The organism is Gardnerella leopoldii (genome assembly GCF_003293675.1).
GTDB lineage: Bacteria > Actinomycetota > Actinomycetes > Actinomycetales > Bifidobacteriaceae > Bifidobacterium > Bifidobacterium leopoldii.
Genome location: NZ_CP029984.1, coordinates 248,463 through 261,089, shown reverse-complemented (window position 1 = coordinate 261,089; position 12,627 = coordinate 248,463). Strand labels below are relative to the sequence as shown.

11 protein-coding genes are annotated in these 12,627 nt (G+C 41.8%); 9 read left to right on the top strand and 2 right to left on the bottom strand.

The genetic code is table 11. The features are described 5' to 3' along the window. The first annotated feature begins 132 nt into the window (after window positions 1-132). The 4 genes from DOD25_RS01175 to DOD25_RS06535 all read left to right on the top strand — a co-directional run bounded on the left by DOD25_RS01175 (window position 133) and on the right by DOD25_RS06535 (window position 3,570). Complete coding sequence (locus DOD25_RS01175; RefSeq protein WP_032835267.1) at window positions 133-930, top strand: thiamine diphosphokinase; 798 nt, start codon at window positions 133-135, stop codon at window positions 928-930. Window positions 931-1,302: 372 nt separating this feature from the next. Then, a complete protein-coding gene (gap, locus tag DOD25_RS01170) occupies window positions 1,303-2,358 on the top strand; it encodes a type I glyceraldehyde-3-phosphate dehydrogenase (RefSeq protein WP_004573912.1) in 1,056 nt (351 codons plus the stop codon). A 499-nt stretch (window positions 2,359-2,857) separates the two neighbouring features. Further along, the gene (gene ybaK / locus DOD25_RS01165; RefSeq protein WP_004105119.1) at window positions 2,858-3,358 is read left to right on the top strand and encodes a Cys-tRNA(Pro) deacylase; all 501 of its coding nucleotides are present in this window, start codon (window positions 2,858-2,860) and stop codon (window positions 3,356-3,358) included. Window positions 3,359-3,495: 137 nt separating this feature from the next. Continuing rightward, entirely contained in the window at window positions 3,496-3,570 is a 75-nt protein-coding gene (locus DOD25_RS06535; protein ID WP_369803150.1) for a 50S ribosomal protein bL37, read from the top strand. Between the two features lie 68 nt (window positions 3,571-3,638). Here the strand turns inward: DOD25_RS06535 and DOD25_RS01160 are convergent, their stop codons facing one another. Beyond that, on the bottom strand, window positions 3,639-4,316 hold the full coding sequence (locus DOD25_RS01160; RefSeq protein ID WP_050543367.1) for a sigma-70 family RNA polymerase sigma factor: 678 nt from the start codon (window positions 4,314-4,316) through the stop codon (window positions 3,639-3,641). A gap of 149 nt (window positions 4,317-4,465) precedes the next feature. On the opposite strand from DOD25_RS01160, the gene DOD25_RS01155 reads away from it, so the two are divergent. From DOD25_RS01155 to DOD25_RS01140, 4 genes are all read left to right on the top strand, one after another. Beyond that, window positions 4,466-5,245 carry an exonuclease domain-containing protein gene (locus DOD25_RS01155; RefSeq protein ID WP_112928545.1) on the top strand — a complete coding sequence of 260 codons (780 nt, stop codon included), beginning with the start codon at window positions 4,466-4,468 and terminating at the stop codon, window positions 5,243-5,245. Window positions 5,246-5,270: 25 nt separating this feature from the next. Further along, on the top strand, window positions 5,271-7,076 hold the full coding sequence (locus DOD25_RS01150) for a UDP-N-acetylmuramoyl-L-alanyl-D-glutamate--2,6-diaminopimelate ligase (RefSeq protein ID WP_112928544.1): 1,806 nt from the start codon (window positions 5,271-5,273) through the stop codon (window positions 7,074-7,076). A gap of 134 nt (window positions 7,077-7,210) precedes the next feature. After that, entirely contained in the window at window positions 7,211-8,452 is a 1,242-nt protein-coding gene (locus DOD25_RS01145; protein ID WP_112928543.1) for a carboxylate--amine ligase, read from the top strand. Between the two features lie 35 nt (window positions 8,453-8,487). Then, window positions 8,488-9,216: an aspartate/glutamate racemase family protein gene (locus tag DOD25_RS01140; RefSeq protein WP_004573907.1), complete on the top strand. Its 729-nt coding sequence runs from the start codon at window positions 8,488-8,490 to the stop codon at window positions 9,214-9,216. A gap of 18 nt (window positions 9,217-9,234) precedes the next feature. Here DOD25_RS01140 and DOD25_RS01135 read toward each other — a convergent pair whose 3' ends face one another. Then, window positions 9,235-10,692 carry a bifunctional folylpolyglutamate synthase/dihydrofolate synthase gene (locus DOD25_RS01135; protein ID WP_004573906.1) on the bottom strand — a complete coding sequence of 486 codons (1,458 nt, stop codon included), beginning with the start codon at window positions 10,690-10,692 and terminating at the stop codon, window positions 9,235-9,237. A gap of 278 nt (window positions 10,693-10,970) precedes the next feature. Here DOD25_RS01135 and DOD25_RS01130 point away from each other — a divergent pair, with 278 nt between their 5' ends. Then, complete coding sequence (locus DOD25_RS01130) at window positions 10,971-12,566, top strand: aminopeptidase P family protein (RefSeq protein WP_004573905.1); 1,596 nt, start codon at window positions 10,971-10,973, stop codon at window positions 12,564-12,566. Window positions 12,567-12,627 lie beyond the last annotated feature (61 nt).

Genomic DNA, 12,627 nt, shown 5'->3' with positions numbered 1-12,627 from the left:
AAACAATCAAATGCGCTAATATCAAATCCGAAAAATGGCATAAAACGTAGTCAAATGTTGATTGACACTACGCTTATAAACTCTTGTTATAAATGTATGTCATCAGTACAAATGCAGCGTTATTATGTTGTTATGGAACCTTTGCAACGCTGCGTAGTATTAGCAGCAGGAGATTATTACGATCATACGCGTGAACATGTGCCAGATCGCGCTTTAACAATTGCAGCTGATGGAGGCTGGGATCATGCATGTAAATTAGGTTTGCATGTGGATGCGCTCATCGGCGATTTTGACTCTGTTAGATTAAAACTTCCTACTGATGCAGTTATTACTAGATTGCCTGCAGAAAAAGATGATCCTGACTTACTTTCTGCGTTGAAAGTCGGTTGGGCTAAAGGCGCTCGAGAATTTCATATTTTTGGAGGATTAGGTGGTCGAGTTGACCATACTATTTCTAATATTCAACTTATGGTTCGTTTAGCGCGCCGCGGCGGAATTGGATTCTTGTACGGCGACGGTCAAATTGTTACAGCAATACATGATGGATCTCTTGATTTTCCAGCATCATCTGGAGATGATTTGCGCATAGTTTCCGTTTTTTCTCATACTCCAGTTTCTAATGATGTAAATGAAGTTGGATTAAAGTATCAGCTTAAACACGCAACCATGCATGGAGATGCAGTACAAGGTTTAAGTAACGAATTATTAAATGATACGCCTGCTCATATTGACGTTCATGAAGGAACACTTATTGTAACCTTCCCTATTAATGCTCCATTACCACAGGTGAGCTGGTTTAAAAGACCAATTGGAGATTTAGGCGAAGTCGATACTTCTATATCTGAGGCATTAGCAGTTCCTCTTGAAAGCGAGACTACTCCAACATATTCGACTACTGCAGCTGCTGAAGCAATGACGTATAACGAATAGGCGCAAACTTTAGTTTATGCAAATGGCTGACGAGGTTCTTTTACTTGAAAAACTCGTCAGCCTTTTTCTTTTTAAAATTACACTCGTTGTTCAATTGAACAATATTGATTCGTAAAATGTTATGCAAAAACGCAACTGGAAACTATCAAAAAATTCACAAAAACACTCATAAAACACAGCATGTTAACGCTCACTGTTCTCATAGTGCATGATTGCAATAAAAGTGAGCTATATTACAACTCTTCGTACATACCGCACACTAAAATGAACACCGTTAATTCAAATAACGATGACCTAAATGCGTGAGTTTTCATCGCGAAAATAGCGCGACTTAAAACGTTGCGCACGAGGTCTCACTCAAGGGAGAACCACATGACAGTCAAGATTGGTATTAATGGTTTCGGTCGTATCGGTCGTCTCGCATTCCGTCGTATTTTTGAGCTTCAGGCTCGCGGCGGTCAAGCAGGTGACATCGAAGTCGCAGCCATCAACGATCTGACCACCCCTTCGATGCTCGCCTACTTGCTCAAGTATGACAGCACCCACGGCACATTCCGCCACGATGACGGCACCCCAGTTGAGGTAACCTCCACCGAAGACGCAATCGTTGTAGATGGCAAGACTTACAAGGTTTACGCCGAAAAAGACGCAAATAACATTCCATGGGTTAAGAACGATGGCGTTGAATTCGTTCTCGAATGCACCGGTTTCTACACTTCTGCAGAAAAGTCCCAGGCTCACTTGAACGCGGGTGCTAAGAAGGTTCTTATTTCTGCCCCTGCTAAGGATGAAACCACTCCAACAGTTGTGTTCGGCGTTAATCACGAAATCTTGAAGGCTTCTGACAACATTGTTTCCGCTGGTTCTTGCACCACCAACTCCATGGCTGCAATGGTGAAGTTGCTTCAAGACAACTGGGGAATCAAGTCCGGCTTCATGACCACAATTCACGCCTACACCGGCACTCAGATGATTCTCGACGGTCCACGCGGCTCTAAGCCACGCAATAACCGTTCCGCAGCTTGCAACACCATTGAGCACTCCACCGGCGCTGCTAAGGCAATCGGCAAGGTTGTGCCAGAAGTTAACGGCAAGCTCCAGGGTCACGCACAGCGCATTCAGGTTCCAGACGGCTCTGTTACCGAGTTGACCACTGTTCTTGAGAAGCCAGCAACCACTGAAGAAATTAACGACGCTTTCAAGAAGGCTTTCGAAAACTGCGAGTACTTCGGTTACAATGCAGACAGCATCGTGTCTTCTGACATCATCGGCGACACCCACGGTGGCGTTTTCGATCCAACTCAGACCGACGTGAACACTGTTGACGGTGTAACTTTGGCTCGTACCGTTACCTTCTACGACAACGAGTACGGCTTCACTTCCAACATGATTCGCACTCTTCTTTACTTCGCTGAAATCTCCGAGTGATTTCGCTAAGCATCAATCAGCAATAGCTGGTTGTGCGAATATTTAATATATAAACCCCTTGTGCTGCTTTCTAAGCTACACAAGGGGTTTATATTTATTTTTAGCGTCATAATTCAGTCGTGTGGATATTAGCGAGGTGAGATTTGAGATTTTTCGCACTGAGCGCGGCGAACGTCAGAGCCGCAGGCTGCTGATTCGCCAAGCGAAGAAGAAAAATCGAAAAATCTCTGCGATAGACACGGTTATTAACGATTAAACATGCAGAGTTTTGGGAATTTCTCTACGAGCAATAAAAGAGGACTGAGGAAGCAACATTCTTTAAAGAAAGGCGAACACAATAAACGCCTTTAACAGCCAAAGCGACGAAGGACGGGAACTTGCGAGGAGAGAAATCCCCAAAAACTCGCGCCACAATTGGTTTAATATACACTAAGTCAACAGTCGGTATAGCATATCATGTAACACAATTTGACAGTTGAGTATAAGGCACGGTAACAAAATGAGTAAAAAACATGCAGAAACCGGAAAAGCAACTCCAGCTATTGCGCAACTCGAAAACGCAGGCATCACCTTCCGCATAGCGCAATACGAGCATGACGCTGATCACATGGACGACGGCTATGGAATTGAGGCTGCTGAGAAGCTAGGCGTAAGCGCAGCTCAAGTTTGCAAAACTCTTATGGTTGACACTGGTGAAAAGCGAGTAGTTGGAATTGTTCCAGTAAACGGACGTCTCAATATGAAAGCAATTGCAGGAGCAGTACACGCAAAGAAAGCAAGTATGACAAGCCCAGAAGTTGCGCAACGAGAAAGCGGCTACGTAGTTGGTGGAATTTCACCATTCGGACAAAAAACGCACCATGAAACAGTACTAGATAGTAGCGTAATGCAATTTGATGAGATTCTTGTTTCTGGAGGAAAACGAGGATTGGACGTAGTTCTTAATCCTCAAGATATCGTAACATTATTAAACGCAACTGTAGCTGATATAGCAGCATAAGCAACATAAGCTTTATTACTGCAAATATTGCTACTAACAAGTGATTACTCGCACGAGATTAGTACGTTGACAAATATAACGTCTTGGCAACGTGCGATAATCCCTAAGGTTGTTCATTAATCGTTAAGGAGTGCATTATGGGTATGCGTGGCCGCAAGCGCAAGGCGCGTCGTAAAAAAGCAGCGAATCATGGCAAAAGACCAAATGCTTAAGCTATAAATTCGCTTATACATACTGTAAAGCCCACGTCAATCGTGGGCTTTTTCGTTTTAGCATACTTTTATTCACCACAATAATCAGAAAGCTCACGTTTAAGTTGCATGCGAGCGCGGTTAAGTCTGCTCATAACAGTTCCTATTTTTACGCCTTCTTCTTGGGCAATTTGTTTATAAGATTTACCTCGAATAGCGACTTCAATAAAAACTTTTCTACGCTCAGGCGGCAACTTACTAAGCGCAGCAATAATCTCTTGTGGAGCAAACCCTTCTAAATATTCTTGTTCAGCAGAAAGCATCCCTTTTGCGCAATGATTAGAAGCCTCATAGATATCCCAATCATTGTAGTCGCCAGTTTCATCGTTAGCACGTTTAGGGCTTCGTTTTGCTTTCGCGTACTGATTAAAATACAAATTTCGTTCAATCCTGTTAATCCAGGCAGCAAAATTTGTGCCAGGCTGAAAAGTTTCAAAAGATTTAAGAGCACGCTCAAAAGTATCTTGCACTAAATCTTGCGCATCCTGCGCATTTTGCGTAAGACGCATAGCTTGAGTGTACAAAGGATCAACGCAAGTAGATACAAGTTGTTCAAATCTTTTGCGTCGACTTTCCATTGCAGAACTTTGCTTAGTATCTACTAAACGATCACTAAATAAGCGAGCATTACAATTTTTTGCACTTTGTTTTTTAGCTCTTACGCTTTTAGAGCACATAACATTTGTCTTCTCGATTTGCTCACTCATATAGTCAATAATACTTTTACTTTGCACATATAGCTACTAATTTGTCGTGTTGCATAGTGTAGCGCAGCGCGAGATGATAACACATCGCAGCACAATAATGCAGCGCGGCATAGTGTGACATTGCGTGACATTGCGGTAGTATTGTGACTATGCCAACTCATATTCAAGAATTGTTAAATGCTTTAGATTTAGCACCTAAGCAAGATGAGAATACATTACTTGCTGAATCATGGTTACTTGGTTTCGACACTGAAACTACAGGTGCAAATATTGGTAAAGATGCCATTGTTTCTGCAACTCTAGTATTACGCAATCCTGAACTAGCTCACGATGGAGATGTGGTATCAACTTGGTTAATTAACCCTCATCAGCCTATGAATCCTAAGGCAAGCGAAGTAAATGGTTTCACAGACGAATACCTTCAAGAACACGGCGGAGAGCCTGAAGAAGAACTTGAATTCCTTGCACGCGCAGTAAGCATGGCTCAAGCTAAGAATATTCCACTACTTGCTTATAACGCTCCATTTGATATTTCAATGTTACGTCACGACTTGAAGCGTTGGCATCTTACTGCGCTAGAAGAACGCGCAACTTGTTCAATACATGCACTAAACGCTAATGACATTCTTACTGTTGATCCTCTTGTTATCGATAGAGCTGTTTCTAGAAGATCCGGCAAGCGTACTCTCACTATTACATCTCAATTTTATGGAGTTGAACCAATCGGAGATTTCCACGATGCTACAGCAGACACAGTTGCAGCTCTTGATTTGATTGCTCCAATGAGCAAACTATATGAGTCAGTAAGTTGCATGAGGCTGAATACTATGATGGATTGGCAGCGCGAAGCTTATATTAATTGGCGAGATAGCTTCAATCAATGGCTGCAATCTCACGGACGTGAGCCTATTACTGGAACATGGCTATAAAACATTTGGCGAAAAGAAGTAAATTATGATCATGCATAACACGTTGTCACTAGCAAACGCAAGTGAAATTTTGCAACACTATGGTTTGTTACGCGAAATGATTCAATATTGTAACGCAGAAGATGCTAATAGTGCTAATACTGCTAATACTAAAGAAAAAACTGTAGACTCTACTCATTCTCGTAATGAAATATGGTCTTTGAATCCGTATTATTTCCCAAATATTGATGCAGATGAGTGCTTTACTAACGCAACTTACGATACTCGCGATATTACACCTGGAACACTTCTGTTTATTAAAGGCAATTTTCAGTCGGAATATCTTTTAGATGCAGATAACAAAGGACTTGCTGCATATGTTGCTGAACAAAGCTACGCACAATACACAAAAGCTGTCGGTTTAATTGTTACGGATGCTAAAAAAGCAATGAGCGTGCTTGCAGCAGCAATCTTTGGAAATCCACAAGAAAAACTCACTATTGTTGGAATTACTGGAACTAAAGGCAAAACAACTACAGCCTACTTTACTCACGCTATTCTAAACTCCCATTCGCACGGTAAAGCAGCACTGTTTTCTTCAGTAGATAATTGCGTAGACGGAAAAAATTACGTTGAATCTAATTTAACTACTCCTGAAAGTTTTGATGCTTTCAAAATGATGCGCGAAGCTGTAGATAACGGCATGAAGTATCTTGTTATGGAAGTTTCTTCACAAGCTTATAAGGTGAATCGCGTATACGGTCTTAAATTCGATGTTGCAGCATTCTTAAACATTAGCCCAGACCACATTAGCCCTATTGAGCACCCAACTTTTGAAGATTACTTGTATTGCAAACGACAAATTATTGCAAATACTAAGCGTTTAGTACTAAATTCTGATACAGATCACGCAGATCTTCTTTTACAAGATGCAGAACGCAACAATGTGCTCGTAACAACTTTTGCTCGCATTAAAAAAGATGAAATAGAAAGCGACGCTTGCGAAAATGACAATTTCGATGATATTGACGACGATCGCATAAATTATTGCGCTCCTGCTAACGATGATGACTACACAGAATTACTTACTCCTGACTACATTGCAATGCCAGTAGAAAATAGTGAATCACATTGCATCGCTATGCGAGACTCAAGCGAAGACGACGACTATGAAGATAACGACTACGAAGAAGACGTGCACTACTGCCCTATTGACGAATTCGCATTGTCTATTGCAGGAGATTTTAACTACGAAAATGCTTTAGCTGCAATCGCTATTGCAGGAGAATTGGGAATTAATCAAGATACTGATTTACACGCATTACACGCTATTGAGAACGTGAAAATTTCTGGACGCATGGAAGTTTTCAAAGACACGCACTCAAATATGATTGCAGTTGTCGACTATGCACATAACTACATTTCTACAAAATCAGTTCTTGACTTTGTAGAAGAGCGCTACGGCAAATTTAATCCTCGAATTACGCTAATAACTGGTTCCACAGGAGATAAAGCTGTCGACCGTCGTAAAGAAATTGTTGAAGCAGCGCAAAACCGCATAGAACAGTTTATTTTCACTACTGAAGATACTGATACTGAAGACGTAATGCATATTTGCGAGGATATGCAAAGTTATGTTACGGACCCAAATGTTTCTTCACGCATTATTATCGACAGAGCTGAAGCAATAGAATACGCTTACAACGATGCTGCAAACAGCGAACAAAAAAATGGAAGATTAAACATTCTTCTTGCTATTGGTAAGGGCGATGAACGTTGGATTAAAAACAAACGAAAGCATGTGCCGTATGAGGGTGATTCATTCGTAATAAAGCGTCTTTTTGGTCTGTAATACGCTTATGCGAAAGTATGAAAATATACGAATAAAATAAACGCAATTACTACATAAACTAAATAACAAGCTAGCTAACAAACTAAATAACAAACAAGTTAAATAACAAATTAAAACAAATGAAGAAGATACAAATGAATAATCAACAATTCCAACCTGTGTTACTCGGTAGCGATATAAACGCATATGGCATGGCTCGAGCATTCCATGAAGAATATGGCATTACTTCAATTGCTTTTGCGCACTTCCAACTTTCACCTACGAAATTTAGCAAAATTGTCGATGTGAGAATTGTTCCAGGCTTTGGAGAACTTCCTACATTCCGCAATACAATGCTTAATTTTGCTAAATCATGGCATCAAGAGCATCCTAATACCAAGCTTCTGCTTATTCCTTGCGGCGACGTATATGCGAACCTTCTAAGCCAATGCGGTGATGAATTGCACGAATATTTTGCTTTCCACACATTGCCAAATTCGCTCAATCGCCAGCTTAGCCTTAAAAGCTCATTCTATAAAACTTGTGAAAAATACAATCTTCCTCATCCAAAAACTAAAGTTGTAAACGCTCAAGAAGTAGCAGCGCACGCTTATGAAGATTTGCCATTCAGCTTCCCTATTGCTATGAAACCAGCGAATAGCACTAAATGGCTTGACATTGATTTTGAGGGACGTAAAAAAGCTTTTATTATCAATACTCCGCAAGAACTTGATACTCTTATTCAACGCTCGTACAAAGCTGGCTACGATGACGAAATGATTTTGCAAGACTTTATTCCTGGAGACGACAGCCGCATGCGTGTGCTAAATGCTTACGTTGATAGCGACCATCATGTGCGCATGATGTTTCTAGGACACCCTCTACTGGAGGATCCAACTCCAGAAGCAATCGGAAATTATGCAGCTATTATTCCAGACTATAATGAGGAAGTTTTCCAAAATATTAAAGCATTTTTGGAAGATATACGTTACGTTGGCGTAGCTAATTTTGATATGAAATACGATGAGAGAGACGGAAAATATAAGCTTTTTGAAATCAATTTACGCCAAGGACGTTCAAGCTATTTCGTCACTTTAAACGGATTTAATATTGCTAAATATTTTGTTGAAGATTTAATTGACCATAAGCCTTTTGACGGGAATACTGTGTTCGGCCGTGGAGAAAAGCTGTGGATGGAGATTCCGCGATCGATATTTTGCAATTATGTAGCAGAAGGCGATGAAAAGAAGCGCGGTCTTAATATGATTCGTCGCGGCGATTGGGGCACTACGCTAGAATATAAAAAAGATATGAATCTGCTACGCTGGTTGATGATTCGTCATATGTTTTCAATTTACACAAGACGTTATGCAGAATTTTTCCGCAATAAAGCGTGAAAATTATTACGTAACTTTGAAGGGAATATGAGACAATGAAACGTCCGTTTTTTGCTGTACTTGGCGGCATGGGCACACTTGCAACAGAAAGCTATATTCGTTTACTTAACAAAGAAACGCATGCGCATAATGATCAAGAGTTTTTAGATTATGTGGTGTTCAATGATGCTTCTGTGCCAGATAGAACAGCATATATTGTTGGCGAATCATCCGAAAGCCCATTCCCTACTCTTGCAGACGACATAGCTAAAGCAACTGCGATGGGTGCTTCATTTATTGTGCTCACGTGCAATACTGCGCATTACTTTTACGATAAGTTCCAAGCACTTACCGACGTGCCAATTATGCATATGCCACGTGGTGCTGTAGCTGAAGTTTCTAAACGTTACCCAAAGTCTAAATGTAACCGTATTGGATTCTTAGGTACTGCAGGGTCGCGTAAAGCTGAAGTGTATCAGCGCGCTATAGAAGAAGCAGGATACACATTCGTAGCACCCGACGACGATTTACAAAAACGCATTACATCGCTTATTTATGATGATGTAAAAGGCACAGGCGATCTTAATTTACGCCGTTACGAGTCCGTTTTAAGCGACATGCTCGATCCTGCAGGAGCGTGCCGTTGCGACGCACTTATTTTGGGTTGCACAGAATTAAGCGTGCTTAATGAAGCTTTCCCTCTCCCGCAAATACCGTTAGTTGACGCTCAAGCAGTACTCGTAAAAAATACTGTAGAAAAAGCTAAATCTTTGCGAATTAAGTAGCAAAAGATGGCTTAATTTTCAGGACTCGTCAATATTTGGGTGGATTGCTACGCGCTGATCCTTTGGCTTTTTTAGATCCGGATTCACGTGCTCAACAAGCATTGTGCGCGCGTCTCCTGCAGTGACGAAACTACCGCAAATAAGCACTCCGTGACCATAGCCCACACCAAGCTCATCGTCTTCATCAACTAAATCAACGGCAGTTTGAATAGCATCCGGCAACTCGTCAACACGAATTACGCGATCCTCGCCAAATACGCCTACAGCAATCTTTTCGAGCTCTTCTGGATCCATTACACGGTCGCGCCAAGAATTACGCGTAACAACAATCTTCGTCAAAATAGGCTCAAGAACACCCAAGTATTCTTCAACTTGCTTATCTGCCATCATTGCCACAACGCCAATAAGCTGCTCAAAATGATAGTTTTCTTCAATAGTTTCGCGAAGAGACTCAGCAGCATTCACGTTATGTCCACCGTCAATAATGATCGTAGGCGAAGTACGAACCTGCTCAATACGACCAGGAACCTTAACCTGGCTTAAAGCCTCTGCAACTAAATCGCCATCCAAAGCACCATTTACAGGCAGCACAACCTCTGCAGCGGCAAGAGCTGCCAAAGCATTATGAGCCTGATGTTTGCCAAACTTGTCAACCGGAACATCCTCATAAGTGCCAAGAGGCGTACGCAAAGTAACAACCTGTCCACCAACTGCAGGAGTACGAGACACAACTTCAAGTTCGCCATCTCCATAAGAAGAATCGCGCAATAATGTAGCATGATTGCGCTCCGCAACTTCCTTAATAATTGGCAAAACCTTAGCTTCATGCGGTTGAGGACCCAAAATAACAGTGCAATTTGGCTTGATAATACCAGCCTTCGTGCGAGCAATCTCTTCAACAGTGTTTCCAAGCCATTGCATGTGATCCATATCAACCGGCCCAATAATTGCAGCATCAGCATTCATAACATTGGTGGCATCCCATTCACCACCCATGCCAACTTCCATAACAGCAACATCAACAGGAGCATCCGCAAAAGCCCAAATTGCCATGGCTGTAAGCACTTCAAAAAAGCTCATTTTTGGCTTACCGTCAGCCTCCATGCGAGCGTCAACCATGTCGATAATGTCTTTCATTTGATCCCACACATCAACGAACTGATCGTCACTAATTTCCTGTCCGTCAATCATAATGCGCTCGTTTACGCGCTCCAAATGTGGAGAAGTATATAATCCGGTTCGCAAACCGTATGCTCGACAAATCGACTCAGCCATTCGAGCAGTAGAACCTTTGCCGTTCGTACCAGTTATGTGAATAACACGCATAGACTTCTCTGGATGACCTAAAATATCGAGAATAAGACGCATGCGGTCCAAGTCGAGATTAGTTTTATTATGTTCTGGAGCTCGGCTCATAATATTGCGTTCAATATCAACAATTCGCTCATTATTGCGATTTGGATTTTCAATAGACATAACTACTCCCCCTAATTTTTACGCTCGCTCACTCATTTTCCAACTATCTAGATTAGTTGATACCAACAACACACGCATATAAATATGTTGTGACAATATTCACATAGCAAAAGCGTTTTATACGCACTTTGTAAATTGCGTATAAAATCTTGCTATTTTGCACTAAAAAACTCGCATAAAACACTAAATAAGACTATGTTAGTTTATTGACTGTTTATTTACTATTTGTATAATTTGCGCAAGCAAAAATTAACAAGCAAAAATTAAGGAGCCTCATAATGGCAGAATATACGCCAACTGAGCACGGCGAAGAGCTAAAGGCTGACGGAACACAAAAGACAGAAGATCGTGTAAATAACCGTTCACTTCGTCCAAACAGTGATTCTTTTAAAGATTTTATGACGAATAACTGGGATAACCAGGAGCCAGAAGTTAAGGCTCTTGAATCTAGTAGGTATATTCCAGCTCGTTTAGAGGCTCTTTCAAAACGTTTCCCAGGCGAACGTTTAGTTATTCCTGCAGGACAACCAAAGGTGCGTAATAACGACTGTGATTATGCTTTCCGCCCAGACACTACATTTGCCTACTACACTGGATTAGGTCAAGACTATGAGGCTGGTGCTGTGCTTGTTATGGAGCCAGTCAACAAAGATAGCGAAGAAGCTAAGGCTGGAAAAACACATGTACCTGAGCTTTTTGTAGCTCCACGCGCAGATAACAGCACTTCAGCATTTTATAAGGATCCTCACTATGGAGAATATTGGGTCGGCCCTCGTGCAGGCTTAAAAGAACTTAAAGCAATGACCGGCATTGAAACGCGCGATATTGCAGAACTTGACGACGCTATTGCAAAGAATGTAAGCGACGACGCTAATGGTGAGGGCATTCGCGTGCGAATTGTTCGAGAAACGGATCCTGAGCTTACTGCAAAAGTTGAAACAATGCGCGAAGCAAGTGGATTTACTGATGAAGATGCAAACACTTGCGCAGACGACAAATTGCACGAATTCGCTGCAGAAGCACGAATGCTTAAGGACGACTACGAAATTCGCGAAATGCGCAAAGCTATTGCAGCCACAAAACTTGGTTTTGACCGCATGCTTACGCGTTTGCCTAATGCTTTAGGTCATGAGCATTCCGAGCGCATGATTGAGGGTGCTTTTAATTCTGTTGCTCGCGAGGAAGGGAACGAAGTAGGCTACGACACTATTGTTGCTTCAGGCAAGCACGCACCAATTTTGCACTGGATGCGCAATACTGGCGTTGTTTCCAGCGGAGAATTGCTACTTATTGATGCCGGCGTTGAAGTTAACAGCCTCTACACTGCTGACATTACACGAACTTTCCCAACAAATGGCAAATTCACTGACTTGCAAAAGAAGCTTTACCAGTGCGTTCTTGACGCTCAACAAGCCGGTTTTGAGGCAGCTAAGCCAGGTGCAACCTACTCCGATATTCACCATGCTTGCATGCGCGTTCTAGCCGAACACTTGCACGAATGGGGAATTTTGAAAGTTAGCGTTGAAGAATCACTTTCGCCAGAAGGTCAACAGCATCGTCGTTGGCACGCTTGCGGCGTTGCTCATCATCTTGGTTTGGATGTGCACGATTGCGCACAAGCACGCTATGAGTCTTATCAGGGCGCAAAAATTACTCCAGGAATGATATTCACTATTGAGCCAGGATTATACTTTGCAGCTAACGATTTGATGCTTCCTGAAGAAATGCGCGGAATTGGAATTCGTATTGAAGATGATGTGCTAATGACTGAAAACGGTCCAGAATGGCTTTCTATTGACATTCCAAAGCAAATCGATGATGTAGAAGCATGGATGGCTGAACAAGCTCACAAAAGTGATATTTTCCAACATTAAGCAGCAAATCAAAATAATAGAAAAATATAATAAAACGAAATAATAATATAGTACGCCAGCA